The organism is Bacillus sp. AFS040349, assembly GCF_002577655.1.
In the GTDB taxonomy this organism is placed as follows: Bacteria; Bacillota; Bacilli; order Bacillales; family Bacillaceae; genus Metabacillus.
Map to the genome: position 1 here is coordinate 1 of NZ_NUMC01000040.1, position 17,581 is coordinate 17,581.

The window sequence follows — 17,581 nt, forward strand, 5'->3', positions numbered from 1 at the left end:
TTTGACACTACCTTGAAAAAGCTTGTGTGTGAGATGATAAAATGTTCCATAGTTAACAATAACATGCTCAATCGTTTATTTTCTCTTTTTTTCCATCTTTGCTAACAAGAACAACCTTTTTAAAAAAAATCACTTCTGTATCACATAAGGAAACTTTCATTTTAACAGCAAATAAGGTGCCTTTTTAGACACCTTATTCATAAAACTCATTGATTATTTATCTAGTTTTTTCTAATTTTTCTGCTACTACATCCCAATTAATAATGTTAAAAAAGCTTGAAATATAGTCAGGTCTTCTGTTTTGGTAGTTTAAGTAGTATGCGTGCTCCCAAACATCAAGCCCTAAAATGGCTTGTTGACCATCCATAATTGGGTTGTCTTGGTTAGCTGTACTTGTTACTTGAAGGTTTCCATTTTGATCAACTACAAGCCAAGCCCAACCTGATCCAAAGCGTGTTGTTGCCGCTTTAGTGAATGCTTCTTTAAAGCTCTCAAAGCTTCCAAATGCATTGTTAATTGCAGCTGCTAATTGTCCTGTAGGAGTTTGGTCATTACCAGAGGGTGCAATAACTTCCCAGAATAATGAATGATTTAAATGACCGCCACCATTATTTCTAACAGCCGTTCTAATTTGTTCTGGGACAGCATCTAAATTACTTAATAGCTCCTCTAGTGATTTTGCTTGCAAATCTGCTTTTCCTTCAAGTGCAGCATTTAAGTTATTAACATATGTTTGATGATGCTTCCCGTGATGAATTTCCATTGTGCGCTGATCAATATGAGGCTCAAGTGCATCAAAGCTATACGATAAAGTCGGTAAAGAATAAGTTGTCATTTTTTCCATCCTCCAATAATTTTATATTTTTATACTTGTTAGTATAATAAGTATAAATAAAGAATAAACAAAACTTTTTTAAAGATCAAATAATTTGCTTAAACACGTTTATAAAAAAGAGAAAGTCAGCTAGATGAACATTTCTTCAAACATTTTATACTATATGGTATAATTATATTTTACACCATATCTTCTCCGTATTAAAAATGGAGGTGTTAGTATGAACACGATTCAAAATAGTACAACAAAGGACAAGATCCTTCACTTATTAAAAAAAGAACAAACAATGACTGTTAATGAACTAACAGATGAATTAGGAATTACTCACATGGCAGTTAGAAAGCATCTTTTAAGTCTCGAGAAAGAAGGTTTCATCTCTTCTAAGGAAGTAAAACAGCCGATGGGTAGACCACTCCAAACATATACTTTGTCAGATAAATCAGAACAATATTTCCCTAAAAACTATGAAGGAATCAGCCTTGAATTTCTTCATGATATTAAAGATATACACGGTGAAGAATCTATAGAGCTACTATTTAAAAAGAGAGAAACACGTTTAATTAAGGAATATAGCAACAAAATAATCAATAAAACTACACCAGCTGAGAAGGTAAATGAACTTGTAAAGCTTCAGAACGAAAAAGGATATATGGCTGATGTTTCTGAAATAGATAATGATACATTCGAGCTAACAGAATATAACTGTCCCATTCTCTCAGTTGCAAAAGAATTTAAAATGGCATGTCGATGTGAAACAAGCATGTTCAAAGACGTTCTAGGTGTTAATCAAATAAATAGAACTTGTTGCCGAACTGAAGGTGACAATCATTGTAAATTCATAATAAAGTTTGGTGAGTAAGCTTTTTAGTTTGGAGGTATAACTAGTTTACTCCTCCTCGCAAACTTTAAGTTGTTATAGCAACCATCTATTCTGTAAGCTCCTTAATCGTATGAAATATACAATCCGGTTTCGTGTAAACATTAAAATATTTCACATTATATGTTTGAAGAAGTTGACTAATTTCTAAAAAATCCTTTGAATGCGTATAAAGTATTATGTGGTGCTTTGTTGAATAAAGATCTAAAATTTGTTTTAAGTTACCTACTTCTAAATCTAACAGAACAACTACCTTTTTAATTTTATCGAGCATTTTAAAGGCCTCATCCTGATTGTCATGATTGTAAATCAAGTTAAGAGTTGAATGAGCATGAATGAATAAACTTAAGCTTCTTTGAATATGCGGGTTCTTAGAGATTATCGCCACATCAACCATTGTTACTACCTCCTTGATCTTACTATACAATAATTTGACGTTGAAATATTCCTTTAAAAGAATGATTTTACAGGAGGTTTTTCTACGACTTTTGTCGTAGAAACCTTCAGTAAAAGCAGCTTGTTTTTTACTATTATCTAGCTGCCGGTCCAAATTTTCCATTATGGTAATCTCGATATGCTTGTTTGATTTCTTCCATTGTATTCATCACAAAAGGACCATATGGAACGATTTCTTCTTTTATTGGTGTTCCTGAATATACAAGTACTTTTGAACGCCTGCTATTTGCTTTTATGACAAACTCACTTATGTTTTCTTCGTTTCCTTCACCGTTATAAGTTAATGTACCTACACCATGTTTTTTTAACTCTACCTTGTTTTCTCCAAATGTCATATCACCTGATAAAACGTAAAAGAAGCTATTATGTGTTTCTGGTAAACGATGAACATACTGAGCTCCTTCTGATAAAGTAATTTCTGTTAATGTGATCGGAACAATGGAATTCATCGGACCCTTAACACCTGCAATATCTCCTGAAAATACTTTAACCGATCCTCCTTCAATCGAAACAACAGGTGCATCCTCACTATAAATATTTTGATAAGAAGTCTCTGTTTGTTTTAAATGTTTCGGCAGGTTTAACCAAAGCTGTAACGTATGAGCAATATCATCTTCTACACCTTCCTCAGCATGCCTTGCCGCCCACCCGGCGTTCATATATTGAACATCTCCCGGCTCTAAAATATCTCTTCCTCCAGCATTGTCAATATGCTCCAATCGCCCATCTACTACATATGTGATTGTCTGAAAGCCACGATGAGGATGATCGGAAAAAGTCCCTCGCTTAAACCAATCCTCAGCCATTAAAATAAATGGATCAAAGTCCTTCCAACGATCTACAGGAAGCACCCATCCCTTTTGTATTGACGGAAAGCCTACTTCTTCATATTTAACATACCAATGATCCTTTACACTTCTTTGAAGTGCTTGTGTAGTTTCTTTAGTCAATCTGATCACTCCTAATAATGATTTATCTCTCATCTTCCTTACCTATAACAATCACTTCTGTTTCCAGGTTAACGCCATATTTCTCTTTTACTGTTTTTTGAATCATTTGAATGAGATCTGTATAGTCCTTTGCAGTTGCAGAATCAACATTTACGATAAATCCTGCATGCTTCGTGGAAACCTCTGCTCCTCCAATTCTTAAGCCTTGAAGACCAGAATCCTGTATTAGTTTTCCAGCAAAGTAACCTGGTGGTCTTTTAAAAACACTTCCACATGATGGATACTCAAGCGGCTGCTTTTGCTCTCTTAGTCTAGTATTTTCATCCATCTTTTCTTTTATTTGATGATAATGACCATGCTGTAGTTCAAATTCTGCTTGTAACACAATATAGTTATTTTGGGATATAATGCTTTCCCTGTAGCCTAACAAAAGATCTTCTTTTTCTAAAACGAGTAGCTCACCTAATTCTGTTAAGACTGTAGCTTTTTTTAATACATCCGATATTTGGCCACCATATGCTCCAGCATTCATACAGAGTGCTCCACCTACTGTCCCTGGAATTCCACAGGCAAACTCAAGACCAGATAATGTTTCATTTAACGCGATCCTTGAGACATCGATAATGTTAGCACCTGCTTGCGCTTTTATGATATGACCATTTACTGTTACTTCATTTAGCTTTTTCAAGCTTATAACTAATCCAGCAATTCCACTATCTTTTACAATTAAATTAGTGCCATTTCCTATAATCGTGATTGGTACTTTGTTTTCTTTCGCTTTTCTGTAGATCAATTGGATTTCTTCAAATGTAGAAGGTGTAATCAATACATCTGCTTCCCCACCAAGTTTTGTAAAGGTATAATTCTTTACTGGTTCATAAAATCTTATATCGTTAATATCCAACACATCTTTTAATATGCTTTTCATGTTTACTAAATTGCTCATGTTGCTCACCTTTTCATCAAGAATTTTCATTTAAGAAAGAGGTATACCAAATTTGACCTTAAAAATGGTTGCTGTAGCAACTATATTTTTTCTTTCTATTTAAATAACAATTTAGAATGAACTAGTTTTTATATAAATAGGTATAAAAAGTGAACATCTTTATTAGATCATATGGTTATTTTAATTGCAAATAATATATTCCAATTGTTTTAGTCTTTAACTGATCACATACCTACTTTTATTATAGTTATTATGGCTAGAAATGTGCCCTAAATAAAGATCTTATTTTAATAATGAAGAAACGTAAACTCACACTTATCTCTACAAAAAAGGGGTGGTGATAAATCACCACCCTAAAAAATTAGTAAGAAGGCCATCCTTGAGAATCCCAATACAAATCGTTGATTAATAAGGTTGGCATCCCGTTATTTTCTGCATCATAAGAATGTCTCACAATGACATTGTTGTTGTAAATGTCCTGATGGCCCGGCCCTTTCCATCTACTGTTTCCGGCATCTAAAATTGTACCTCCACCATTCATCATACTTACTCCATTTTTATCAAGATATGGTCCAGTAATATTTTTAGATCTTCCGTAGGCAATTTTGTACGTACTATCCACTCCTTGACAACATCTGTCAAATGAAACAAACAAATAATAATATCCATCTTTATAAGTAATGCTAGGTGCTTCGATTGCATTATTCGGGGAATTTGGTCGAGTTGCAATTGAATAGACAGTACCAGTAGGTTTCATTGTATTTTTATCTAGGCGTGTAAGCTTAATCCCACTCCAAAAAGATCCGTAAGATAGCCAAGGATTACCGTCTTTATCAATAACAAGATCCCCGTCAATGGCATTAAAGTTACTTGAACTTGTTGAGCGAACAACTAATCCATCATCTCGCCATTGTCCAGAAGTTATACTTTCCGTTGATAAAAGGCCGATTAATGAATTATTCGACCCAAAACTAGAAACCGAATAATAGAGCCAATATCTTCCATTGTAATATTGTATATCAGGTGCCCACTGGTTTGATTCATGATTTGGTACATATGTTTTCCACCATGAGGGCGCAGTAGGGAAAATAACAGGTGTAGTGTACCAGTTAACACCCTTATCAGAACGTAATACACGAATTCCATTTTTTTCTGCTTCACCAGTTCCAAATACATACCATGAATTACCCTCTTTAATAATAGAAGGGTCGTGAATCATTTTTTCCCCTGTTACATTCCAAAAAGCGGCACTTGCTGTTACTTGTATATTGAGCACACACAAGATAACCGAAAGAATGAGTAGTTTTTTTATTTGTTTCATTAAATCATCTCCTCTTCACATTTATTCAAACGATTGTTAATATCAGTAATGAAACCCACCACCTCCTTAAAACGCTTTCAAAATAAAGTAAAAAAGATATACATCTTTGCCCAGAATATAGGGTAACAGATGTATATCTTATGCAATAACGAGATGTATAAAAGATTAGAATAGAAGACCTACCACTTAGCACCTGCAGGATTAGGACAATTTTTACTTGTAAACTTAGCTCTATACTCCACTAAACATCCACTATATGAACAAGTTGTTCCGTAAACAAACGAAGGGCAATCTTGACAAGCTTCTAGACGCTTTTTATAGATCTCATCAGAAACAATTAAATTGTCAGGTAAGTGTTTAGAAAGGATTCTATCTACTTCTTCTTTTTTGATAATGACATTTCCAGAACAACCTTTACATACGTTGGTTGTCATAATCATTTACTTCCTTTCTATATTAAATCGTTAACAATACAACAGACATCGGTGGTAATGTTACATCAAGTTGACCATTACTTACAGTGAATTGTGTAAATTCAGCTGGAGCTACTACTTCTGGCTGCTCAAACGTATTGTGTGCATCAATCGTTTCAGCAGTTAAAATTGTACCAGTAATACTACTAACCTCTTTCAATCCACGAAGTTGAAGAGATAATGCTCCAGATTCTTTATGATCAATATTGTATAAGCTGATGTTAACTTTGCCGTTTTTATCTTGAGATGCTGAAACAGATACTTGATCCACTTCTTGACCATTGTATTTGTATTTTCCAACAGTAGCATCAACTGAGAGTACTGTTGCATCTTGGTGTACTTTATACATATCAAATACATGGTAAGTAGGAGTAAGAATCATTTTTTCTCCTTCTGTTAACACCATTGCTTGAAGAACATTTACTGTTTGGGCAATATTTGTCATTTGAACACGATCACTATGCTTATGGAAAATATGGAAGTGGACGGCAGCAACTAATGCATCACGAATCGTGTTTTGCTGATAAAGAAATCCTGGATTTGTTCCTTCTTCAACATCAAACCATGTACCCCATTCATCTATAATCATACCAACACGTTTTTCAGGGTCATATTTATCCATGATCGTGCTATGCTTTGTAATTAATTCATCCATATGCAGTGCTTTTTGCATCGTGATGAACCACTCATCCTCAGGAAAGCCTGTTGCAGATCCTTTTCCTGTCCAGAATTCACCAGGAATTGTATAGTAGTGAAGACTTAATCCATCCATTAAGCGCCCTGCTTCACGCATTAACACTTCTGTCCAATTATAGTCATCTACGTTTGCTCCACCGGCAATTTTATAGATTTTATTATTTCCATAATTTCTTACATATGTTTGGTAACGACGGTATAGATCTGCATAATATTCAGGACGCATATTTCCGCCACAGCCCCAGTTTTCGTTACCTACACCAAAGTATGTAAGTTCCCAAGGCTTTTCTCTACCATTCTCTTGGCGCCAGTTGGCCATTGGAGACTCACCGTCAAATGTCATATATTCAACCCATTCAGACATTTCTTGAACAGTACCACTGCCCACGTTTCCGCAAATATAAGGCTCACAACCTAATAAATCACATAGCATCATGAATTCATGAGTTCCAAAGTGATTGTTTTCAACTACACCACCCCAGTGGGTGTTTACCATTCTTTTTCTTTCACTTCTTGGTCCGACTCCATCTTTCCAATGATATTCATCAGCAAAACAGCCTCCTGGCCAACGAAGCACAGGAATGTTAATTTGTTTTAATGCTTCAAGCACATCGTTTCGAATTCCGTTCGTGTTTGGAATTGGTGAATCTTCCCCAACCCAAATGCCTTCATAAATACAACGGCCTAAATGTTCAGCAAAATGTCCATAAATATTACGGTTAATTTTTCCTTTACTAACATCTGCATTAATAACAATTGAATTTTTCATACTCAATTCCTCCCATGCTTTTTTAGTGATAGTAGAAAGACGAGGAAACTAGAAACATAACATTTCATTTTTGTTTTCCTCGTCTATAAATCAATACCTATTACTTATATACAACGTCGTTCCAACGTAACTCATTTTTAAAGCTATGCTTATTTGTATCATTATTAATAAGAACACATTCAACCCCTACTAGCTCTGCCCAATCTCTAAGCTGGTCTGGTGTTACTTTATAAGAAAAGACTGTATGGTGTGCTCCACCAGCAATGATCCAGTTTTCTGTTCCTTCGCTTAATGAAGGCTGAGGCGTCCAAAGGACTCTTGCAACAGGAAGGTTTGGTAAATCTTTTTCTGGTTGCACAGCATCGACTTCGTTTACAACAAGACGGAAGCGATGTCCTAAATCAATAATTGATGCATTTAAAGCAGCACCGCTCTTTCCATCAAAGATGAATCGCGCAGGATCTTCTTTTCCACCAATTCCTAAAGGATAAACAGCAATCTTTGGCTTAGTTGCTGAAATAGTTGGACAAATCTCCAGCATGTGTGAACCTAACACTAATTCATTTCCAGGTTCGAAATGATACGTATAATCTTCCATAAATGAAGTATCTTCGTTATTTGCCATGATCTTTAAAATGCGGAGTAAACCAGCTGTTTTCCAGTCTCCTTCACCAGCAAAGCCATATCCTTGTGCCATTAATCGTTGTACAGCTAGACCAGGAAGTTGCTTCATACCATGGAGATCTTCAAACGTTGTTGTAAACGCTGTATAACCACCTTCTTCTAAGAACGCTTTCATTCCTAGTTCAATTCTTGCCTGATAGCGAATAGATTCTCGTACTGGACCCGCTTCTTGGCCTTCAGCTACAATATCGTATTCTCTTTCATACTCTTCCATTAGCTGATCAATTTCTAGTTCAGAAATATCATTCATTCGCTGAACTAAATCACCAACGCCGTAACCGTTAATGGTCCAGCCAAGTTTAATTTGTGCCTCTACTTTGTCTCCCTCAGTTACAGCAACTCTGCGCATGTTATCTCCAAAGCGCGCTATTTTCAAATGCTGACCTTCCATAAAAGCAACAGACATGTTCATCCAACTACCAATTTTGCTTCGAACTTCATTATTTTGCCAATGACCAACAACTACTTTTCTTTTTACATTTAGTCTTGTTGCCATAAATCCAAATTCACGATCACCATGTGCAGATTGATTCGTGTTCATAAAATCCATATCAATGCTATCCCATGGAATATCACGGTTAAATTGTGTGTGAAGATGAAGCATTGGTTTTTGTAAGCTTGAAAGTCCGGCAATCCACATTTTTGCTGGAGAGAACGTATGCATCCATGTAATAATACCTGCACAGTTTTCATCAGCATTTGCTTCTAAACATAATTTACGGATGGAATCTGCATCCTTTAAAACTGATTTAAATACTAGCTTATATGTTAATGTAGAATCTTGGTCAAGACCTTCTGTAATTACTTTTGAGTTTGCCTCAACTTCTCTTACTGTTTCTTCTCCGTATAAATCTTGACTACCCGTTACAAACCAAAATTCGTATGGTTTCACTGTTAGCATAATGGTTTCCCCCTAAACGATAGTTACTGTTTCACTTCTTTGTTTTTCTGACCATAATAAGCGTTTGCTCCATGCTTACGAAGATAATGTTTATCTAGCAAGAATTGATCGATTGGACCAGCAATTGGATTTAATTGATACGTGTGTAATGCCATCTTGGCTACCTCTTCTAAAACAACTGCATTATGAACTGCTTGACTGGCATTCTTTCCCCAAACGAACGGTGCATGACCTGAAACGAGTACACCTGGCATCGCTATTGGGTCTATATCTTTAGATTGAAATGTTTCTATAATGACATTTCCTGTTTCTAGTTCATAGCCTCTAGTAATCTCATCTTCTGTTAAAGCTCTTGTACAAGGAATTTCTCCATAATAATAATCAGCATGAGTTGTTCCTAATGCTGGAATTGGACGACTTGCTTGAGCCCAGCTAGTTGCCCATGGTGAATGTGTATGTACAACTCCACCAATCGAAGGAAATGCTTTATAAAGTGCTAAATGTGTTGCTGTATCAGACGATGGGCGCATATCTCCTTCAACTACTTCACCATTCAAATTGACTACAACTAAATCTTCAGCCTTTAGCTTTTCATAAGGGACTCCACTAGGTTTAATGACTACAAGTCCTTTTTCACGATCAATTCCACTTACGTTTCCCCATGTAAAAGTAACCATTTTATATTTTGGTAACTGCAGGTTTGCCTTTAAAACTTGTTCTTTTAACTGTTCAAGCATCAGTTGTCTCCCCTTTCTTTTGAAAAGTGGGGTCTAAAGATGGATGCCCCGCTTCAGAAAATTGAGTGATAGATATATTGGATTTATTGTGTAATTTTCTCTTTTGCTTTGTTAGATTGAGCATGTTTTATCTTCTTTAAGTTTTTCATCACGTTATTTTCGCCACGACCGAAATAATCATATAATCTTGCATATTCAGAGAATAGTTGGTCGTAAACTTGTGAATTCTCATGATTAGGTTGATAAACATAATCTTTTAATCTAGCCATTTCTTTTGCTGCATCTTTAATATCATCGTATCCTCCACGTTCTTTACCAGCTGCAACTGCTCCAAACATTGCAGAACCAAGAGCTGGAGTTTGAGATGAAGCAGAAATTTTGATATCCATTTTTAATACATCTGAATAAATTTGCATCATTAATGCATTTTTCTCAGCAATTCCACCACATGCGTATACTTCATGAATCGGAACTCCACTATTTCTAAATGCCTCAACAATTGTTCGTGTTCCATATGCTGTTGCTTCAATTAAAGCTCGATAAATTTCCTCAGGCTTCGTTAGTAATGTAGCTCCTAATAAAACCCCTGTTAAATCAGCATCTACAAGTGTAGATCGATTTCCATTCCACCAGTCAAGCGAAATTAAACCGCTTTCACCAACCTCCAGTTTAGCTGCTTTTTCTGTTAACAATTGGTGGATGTTCATTCCTTTTTGTTGTGCTTCTTCATAGTAGCTAGCAGGTACACAGTTTTCTGTGAACCATTCAAAATGATCTCCTACACATGATTGACCTGCTTCATATCCCATAAATCCTGGAATTACTCCATCTTCTACAACACCACACATACCCGGTACTACTTCTTCTTTTTCTCCTAGTAAGATGTGACAAGTAGATGTTCCCATAATCATGAGAAGCTTGCCTGGCTCGGTAATTCCAACAGCAGGTACAGCAACATGTGCATCAACATTTGCTATGGCAACTGCTGTTCCTGGATTCAATCCAATCATTTTAGCAGCTTTTTCTGTTAACTCTCCCGCTTTTGAGCCGATAGGATAAATATTAGTAGATAGCTTTTCTTCGACGACATTTTCCAAGCGAGGATCTAATGCTTTAAAAAATTCTTTTGATGGATATCCTTCTTGTTTATGCCATATGGCTTTATATCCAGCTGTACAACTGTTCCTTTTTAAGTCTCCTGTTAGCTGATAAATAACCCAGTCTGTTGCTTCTACAAATTGATCTGTAGCATCGAAAATTTCTGGTGCCTCATTAAGGATCTGCCATAATTTAGGGACAAGCCATTCTGAAGAAATTTTCCCACCATATCTTTGTAAAAATGCTTCTCCCCTTGTTTCTGCAATTTCATTTAAAGAATTGGCCTCATCTTGTGCCGCATGGTGTTTCCATAACTTCACATAGCTATGAGGATGGTTCATATATTGTTCCGTTAAACACAGTGGTGTACCGTTTGTGTTAATAGGTAATACCGTACAAGCTGTAAAATCAATCCCAATCCCGATAACATCTTCTGCTGACACATTAGCTTGTTTCAGGACATCAGGAACTGTCTTTTCCAAAACTTCTATATAATCTGTAGGGTGTTGCAATGCCCAGTCATTTTCTAATTTTGTAACTCCATCAGGTAAGTATTCATCCATTACGCCATGAGTATAGGGCTTTACTGAGGTTGCTATTTCTTTCCCAGTTCCGGTCTCCACCAGAACGGCTCTACCAGATTGAGTGCCGTAATCAACACCAATTGAATATTTAGTCATTTAAAATCCCCCCGACTCTTCCAGCTACTATTTAATTAACTATCAATTTATCAATTTATCAATATTTCATTATTATCATACGTACAAATTTTAGATAATTATTATGATTTCGTATACAACTTAAACGAAAAATTCACAAATCATAACTTATACGTATAACCTTAATTAAATTTTAGCACTTATTTGATATTTTTCAATACAAATTTCATTATTTTCTAAGAAATAGTTGTATTTTTGCATTAAAAATGTATAAAACAGCAAAAATTCATCCTTACAAGTTTAGTGGTTTTTCTACTTTTTTCCCTACAATTACTTCCCCACTAGAATTTTTCCCTGCAAATACCATAGTTGGTCTCCATAAGGTCCAATCCCAAGCTGCCAGTACTAATACTTGGTAAGTTCCATTGTTACAATTCAAGAAAAACTCAAAATGGTTTTCCCCTTTATGTGACCAATATCCATCCTTCGATCCCTCAAACCTACCGTCAAATAAAAAATGAAGTGATTCCGATTGTATTTGCTCATGGTAATTGTTATCCAAATGAAGGATTTCCCAATTTCCAACCATAAACGTTGAATTAATCGGTTGCTCCTTTTCACCCGCATATCTTTCTGGAGATATTAATGGCCATCCATCATCTGTCCAGAGAATTCTTCTAATATGAAGTGCGTGATGTTTTCTGGTCTTCTCACCTCTTGCATGGTGACAAACATAATAGTCTTCACCATCTTTTAATACCGAATTATGTCCAGGCCCAATCCACCCCTCTTCTTTACCAAATTTATATCCTCCCAACACTTTCATCCCAACTTCATTTGGAGGCAAATCAATATTGGTCATTTCATTTCCATTACAATCTATGTAAGGTCCTTCGATTTTGTCTGCTCTTGCAACACGTATATGGTAATCTTTAAATAGCGAATCATATGAAACAAATAAGTAATATTTTTTATAAGTAGGATGGTAGACAATATAAGGCCCTTCAACAGCTCCCTCAACTGAAAGATGTCTCTTGGAAATTAAGGTACCGTTGCCTTTCTCCTTTAACTTTCCTGTATTCTCATCTATACGAGCAACAAAAATCCCACCAAAAAAAGACCCGTAGACCATCCATGGATTTCCTTCTTCATCAAATGTGATATTAGGATCAATCGCATTTGGATCACTTTCACCTTGTTTTGTTTTGATAACCTCACCTTGATCTTTCCATGGACCTTCAATTGATTGACTTGTTGCAACACCTATAAATGATTGGTTTTCTCCAAATTGTGAAGCAGCATAATACAAATAATAGGTATCTCCATATTTTGTCACGTCTGGTGCCCATAATCCCTTTGCACCTGTCCACTCGTAAGCATCTTTTGGAATAGTATCAAATGCATGACCTACCCATTCCCAGTTGATTAGGTCCTTAGATTTTCGAACCTGTATTCCTCCTTTAGGCACACCACCTACTTTTGCATCTGTTGAAAAAACATAATAAGTATCTCCGTCCTTATATAATGCAGGATCATGGACATTATGGATCGTCCATAATTCTTCTTGATCTGCAATTGATTGATCGTACAAGTCATATTTCACTGGTTCTTGTGGAAATATCATATTTATCCCTCACTTTTCTTTTCATAGAGTCGATAAGATACCATTAAAATAAAGTGTTTAACCCTATCACTTAACCTATTATCTTCTTCATCTACATACAGAAAGGCTGAATACACTTCAGCCTTTCCTACTTCTTAATTATTCACTTTTTTAGCGTCTGGAACTGGTACCCCGAAGTGAGGTGTTCCGTCTTCATTCCAAGAAATCGGCTGAACTCGTGTATGTCTGTTTGGATCATACAATGGGTCACCTTCAATTTCTTTATAGTTTCTTGCGTGATAAACAAGAATATCCTGTGATCCGTCTTCAGAAACTGTAAAACTATTATGCCCTGGTCCATATTGTCCTGTTTCTTCTGATGTAACAAAAACAGGCTCAGACGTTTTGTGCCAAGAAGAAGGATCTAATAGATCACTATTTTCATCTGCTGTTAATATCCCCATACAATAATTGAAATCTGTTGCACTTGCTGAGAAAGTAATAAATATTCTGCCATTACGCTTTAATACTGCAGCTCCCTCATTTACTAAGAAGCCGATTTTTTCCCAATCATATTCAGGTGTTGTAATACATACTTGTTCACCTTTAAGTGTCCATGGATTTTCCATTTCAGAAATGTACAAGTTTGAGTTCCCGAAAATTTCCGGATCCTTTTGCGCCCAAACTAAATATCTAACACCTTTATGTTCAAAAGAAGTTGCATCTAATGCAAAGGATTCCCACTTCGTTTTTATTTGACCTTTTTCAATAAATTCACCTTCTAATGGATTAGCTGATGAATTTTCAAGAACAAACATACGGTGGTCAAATAAACCGTCCTTCGTTTCAGAGGTTCTCGCAGCCGCATAATAGATGTACCACTTTCCATCGATATAGTGAATTTCCGGTGCCCATATATTTGCGCTCATTAAGCCGCTCTCATGTTTTACCCATACAACCTTTGCATCTGCATTTGTTAATCCTTCAATGGTTTTCGATCGACGTAGTTCTATTCTGTCATATTCAGGAACGGATGCAGTGAAGTAATAGTAACCATCTGTGTGTTTATATATCCAAGGATCCGCTCGTTGCTCAATAAGTGGATTTTTAATTGTGAATTCTGACATAGTATAATCTCTCCTTAAAGTTAGTAAAATTTTAAGATTCACATTGTAATCTGATCATGTTCCATGACATTTTTGGTAACTTAATTTCTAAGTGATCACCTGTTTTGCTAGTTGAATCAATTTGACTAGGTTTTACATTATCAGGTGCTTCAAAAGTATTTGTCGCATCAAGATTCGTTCCATCCATGACCAAATGTTCGATGACTTTCACCTGACCAAAGGATCGGAATTGTGCATCAAGGACAAAGTCATCATCCTCAGAGCAGTTTAGCGCGAAGATACTTAACGTATTGTCAACTGAATTATAAGTTGTTGAGGATTGCACTAACGGAATTTCACCGTGCTTATTCGTTTCAATCTTTGGTGATTCTACCAGGGAATTCAACACTACCCCTCTTCCGAAATTGGATACTTGATAGAAAGGATAGAAGATTGCTTGCTTAATGGCAGGGCCACCTTTTTGAGTGAAAATTGGTGCGATAACATTCACCAATTGAGCAAGTGACGCCATTTTGACTCTGTCAACATGCTGTAATAGGGTACATAATAGTCCACCAAAAACTAGTGAATCTAACAATGAATAATTGTCTTCTAAAATTGGAGGCGCTATCTCCCAATCTTTTAATTCAACCTTTTTTTGATACCATACATTCCATTCATCAAATGAAATGTACATTTTCTTTTTACTTCGATTTTTTGCTTGAACGTAGTCTGCTGTACTAGCAATTGTTTTAATAAAGTGATCCATATCTGCAAAAGAACCTAGGAAATCATTAATATTACCAAGATTTTCGTAATAACGATGGCAAGAAATATAATCAACATGTTCGTATAAATGCTCTAAAACAACACGATCCCATTCAGGGAATGTTGGCATTTCTGCAGTCGAGCTACCACATGCAACTAGTTTTATTGTTGGATCAACCCATTTCATGATTTTCGCTGCTTCTCTTGCTTTTTTCCCATAGTCTTCAGCATTTAATTGACCAATTTGCCAAGGTCCGTCCATTTCATTTCCTAAACACCAGACTTTTACGTTATAAGGATCTTTTTGACCATTCTGAATACGAAGATCACTCCAATATGTATTTCCTGGGTGATTAGTATACTCAACAAGGTTACCAGCTTCTTTTGGTGTACCTGTTCCCAAATTAACCGCTAACATTGCTTCAATATTGGACTTGTGCGCCCATTTCATAAACTCATCGATTCCTACTTCATTTGTTTCTGTTGTTCTCCATGCAAGATCAAGCCTTGTTGGTCTTTTTTCTTTAGGACCAATTCCATCTGTCCAGTCATAACCTGATAAGAAGTTTCCGCCTGGATAACGGACAATCGGTACATTAAGGTCCTTTACAAGATCCATCACATCTTTTCTGAATCCATCTTCATCTGCAAGAGGATGTTCTGGCTCATAGATACCTGTATAAACTGCTCGACCTAGATGTTCAATGAATGAACCGAATAACTTAGGATCTACTTCACCGATTTTATAATTTTTATCTGCAAAATAACTAACACGCTTCATCTTTTTTCCTCCTTTTTTTAAGTAAAGGAAAAGTGGCTACAATTAATAGTATGAGCCACCTTACATGATGTTTTAATGTTGTATGATCTTTTATCCTTTTACACCTGAAATAGCAACAGACTCAATAATTTGTTTCTGGAAGATAATAAACACGATTAGCATAGGTAAAAGTGACACAACAGATGCTGCCATGATTAATGGGTAATCACTTTGGATGGCAAAAGTTGAGTTAAAGTTTGCGATAACAAGCTGTAAAGTTTGTTTTTCTGGTGAATTAAGGTAAAGAATCGGACCTAGATAATCATTCCAGATTGTCATAAACCATAGAATTAACTGAGCTGCTACTGCTGGCCTAATTAACGGAAAAATGATCTTATAAAAAATTTTAAAATAAGAGCATCCGTCTATCTTAGCTGCTTCAATGATAGAATTCGGAATGCTTGTTAAAAACTGTCTTAAGAAGAAAATCATAATAATGTTTCCGAATATTGCCGGAACAATAAGCGGAAGCAATGTATCAACCCATCCAATATTAGAGAAGAACATAAATTGCGGAATCATAACAACTGGATAAGGAATCATCATTGCAGTTAATAGTAATAAAAATATCTGGTTTTTATACGGAAAATTCAACTTACCAAATGCAAATGCTGCTAAGCTTGATGTAAATGTTCCAATTATTGTGACTGATAATGCTACAGTTAAGCTATTTATAATCCCACTTAATAATGGGCCTTTTTGCCAAATTTCAATATACTTTATCGGATCAAAAGTTTCAGGAATCCAAACTGGTGGTAAAGCGTATACTTCTTGAATATCTTTAAAAGATGTTGATAGCATCCATATAAGTGGTGCTACCATGAATAAAGCCCCTATTGATAGAAAAATGAAAATAATAATATTGGTTAACCTTGTACTTGATTTTACTGATCTCAATTTCGTTTTAGCTTCTACTTTTGCATTTACTCCAACTTCCATCTTTTACACTCCCTTCTTCCTTTTATTAATCAAGTTCAAATGAAGATCTCTCATTTAATTTAAATTGAATAAAAGTAACAATAAATATAAACAACCCAAGTACAACTGCCATTGCCGATCCATATCCCATTTCAAAGTTACCAAATGCTTTTTGCCAAATATAAAATACGACCGTTGCTGAAGAAAATTCTGGTCCACCAGTAGGTGTCATAACTTGGACTTCAACGAAAATTTGCGCCCCTGCAATAATGTTTGTTACAACGATAAAAAACGTAACTGGTTTCACCATAGGAAGTGTTATATTTTTAAACACTTGAAATGCATTAGCTCCGTCAAGTTTAGCGGCTTCATAATACGTTTTTGGCACACTTTGTAAAGCAGCAAGATATAATAACATGCTATAACCAAGGCCTTTCCAAATAGTCATAATAATAAGGGCTGGTTTAACAGTATCTTTATCCATTAACCAGCTAGGACCATCGATTCCTAACTTTTCTAAAAATTGGTTTACTAATCCGTAATCACCGTTATAAGCCCATTGCCATAAAATCGCAACAGCCGCAATCGATGAGATTACAGGAATATAATAGACAACTCTAAAAAACTGTGTTCCAAATATTGCTCTATTTAATCCTAGTGCTAGTAATAATGCCAAAATGATACCAATTGGAATACCTAACATTAGAAATAATGTGTTGAACATCGATTTATGGAAGGATTCATCACTAATTAAATCAATATAGTTCTGAAGTCCAATAAAATTCATTTGACCTAATCCATTCCAGTTTGTGAATGAACCATAAATGGAATATAACGCAGGTACTAGAATAAAAACTAAAAACCCTATAACTGGTGCTGCAATAAATAGATAGGCATTTCTTCGCTCTTCCCGATAAAGCTTAGACGTAGTTTTCATCTTTCCTCCCCATTTCTCTTAAAGGGT

General features: G+C 35.6%; 16 protein-coding genes. 1 reads left to right on the forward strand and 15 read right to left on the reverse strand.

Features of this window, described 5'->3' with window-relative positions:
- Positions 1-217: 217 nt before the first annotated feature.
- Positions 218-835, reverse strand: a complete 618-nt coding sequence (locus tag COD11_RS09635; RefSeq protein ID WP_098796545.1) for a superoxide dismutase — start codon at positions 833-835, stop codon at positions 218-220.
- A gap of 220 nt (positions 836-1,055) precedes the next feature.
- Between COD11_RS09635 and COD11_RS09640 the strand changes: the two genes are divergently transcribed.
- On the forward strand, positions 1,056-1,694 hold the full coding sequence (locus tag COD11_RS09640) for a helix-turn-helix transcriptional regulator (protein ID WP_098796546.1): 639 nt from the start codon (positions 1,056-1,058) through the stop codon (positions 1,692-1,694).
- A 67-nt stretch (positions 1,695-1,761) separates the two neighbouring features.
- On the opposite strand, the gene COD11_RS09645 is transcribed toward COD11_RS09640, so the two are convergent.
- The 14 genes from COD11_RS09645 to COD11_RS09710 form a co-directional block, all read right to left on the reverse strand.
- Positions 1,762-2,271, reverse strand: coding sequence for a hypothetical protein (locus tag COD11_RS09645; protein WP_141549667.1), 510 nt, complete (start codon positions 2,269-2,271; stop codon positions 1,762-1,764).
- A complete protein-coding gene (locus COD11_RS09650) occupies positions 2,243-3,118 on the reverse strand; it encodes a pirin family protein (RefSeq protein ID WP_255301582.1) in 876 nt (291 codons plus the stop codon). Before COD11_RS09650 ends, COD11_RS09645 begins: the two co-directional genes overlap by 29 nt.
- Before the next feature lie 22 nt (positions 3,119-3,140).
- On the reverse strand, positions 3,141-4,064 hold the full coding sequence (gene murB / locus COD11_RS09655) for a UDP-N-acetylmuramate dehydrogenase (RefSeq protein ID WP_098796549.1): 924 nt from the start codon (positions 4,062-4,064) through the stop codon (positions 3,141-3,143).
- Between the two features lie 361 nt (positions 4,065-4,425).
- Positions 4,426-5,385 (reverse strand): arabinan endo-1,5-alpha-L-arabinosidase AbnA, encoded by a 960-nt coding sequence (gene abnA / locus COD11_RS09660; RefSeq protein WP_098796550.1) that lies wholly within the window; start codon positions 5,383-5,385, stop codon positions 4,426-4,428.
- A 179-nt stretch (positions 5,386-5,564) separates the two neighbouring features.
- Entirely contained in the window at positions 5,565-5,819 is a 255-nt protein-coding gene (locus COD11_RS09665; protein ID WP_098796551.1) for a DUF6171 family protein, read from the reverse strand.
- Positions 5,820-5,841: 22 nt separating this feature from the next.
- Entirely contained in the window at positions 5,842-7,323 is a 1,482-nt protein-coding gene (locus COD11_RS09670) for an alpha-N-arabinofuranosidase (RefSeq protein WP_098796552.1), read from the reverse strand.
- A 100-nt stretch (positions 7,324-7,423) separates the two neighbouring features.
- Positions 7,424-8,908 carry an L-arabinose isomerase gene (araA, locus tag COD11_RS09675; protein ID WP_098796553.1) on the reverse strand — a complete coding sequence of 495 codons (1,485 nt, stop codon included), beginning with the start codon at positions 8,906-8,908 and terminating at the stop codon, positions 7,424-7,426.
- 23 nt (positions 8,909-8,931) lie between these two features.
- Positions 8,932-9,645 (reverse strand): L-ribulose-5-phosphate 4-epimerase, encoded by a 714-nt coding sequence (gene araD / locus COD11_RS09680; protein ID WP_098796554.1) that lies wholly within the window; start codon positions 9,643-9,645, stop codon positions 8,932-8,934.
- Between the two features lie 83 nt (positions 9,646-9,728).
- Positions 9,729-11,423 (reverse strand): ribulokinase, encoded by a 1,695-nt coding sequence (araB, locus tag COD11_RS09685; RefSeq protein WP_098796555.1) that lies wholly within the window; start codon positions 11,421-11,423, stop codon positions 9,729-9,731.
- Between the two features lie 271 nt (positions 11,424-11,694).
- On the reverse strand, positions 11,695-13,026 hold the full coding sequence (locus tag COD11_RS09690) for an arabinan endo-1,5-alpha-L-arabinosidase (protein WP_098796556.1): 1,332 nt from the start codon (positions 13,024-13,026) through the stop codon (positions 11,695-11,697).
- A gap of 134 nt (positions 13,027-13,160) precedes the next feature.
- Entirely contained in the window at positions 13,161-14,132 is a 972-nt protein-coding gene (locus tag COD11_RS09695) for a glycoside hydrolase family 43 protein (RefSeq protein WP_098796557.1), read from the reverse strand.
- 31 nt (positions 14,133-14,163) lie between these two features.
- A complete protein-coding gene (gene arfA, locus COD11_RS09700; protein ID WP_098796558.1) occupies positions 14,164-15,660 on the reverse strand; it encodes an arabinosylfuranosidase ArfA in 1,497 nt (498 codons plus the stop codon).
- Between the two features lie 90 nt (positions 15,661-15,750).
- Positions 15,751-16,638, reverse strand: a complete 888-nt coding sequence (locus tag COD11_RS09705; protein WP_098796559.1) for a carbohydrate ABC transporter permease — start codon at positions 16,636-16,638, stop codon at positions 15,751-15,753.
- A gap of 25 nt (positions 16,639-16,663) precedes the next feature.
- Positions 16,664-17,554, reverse strand: a complete 891-nt coding sequence (locus tag COD11_RS09710; RefSeq protein ID WP_098796560.1) for a carbohydrate ABC transporter permease — start codon at positions 17,552-17,554, stop codon at positions 16,664-16,666.
- Positions 17,555-17,581 lie beyond the last annotated feature (27 nt).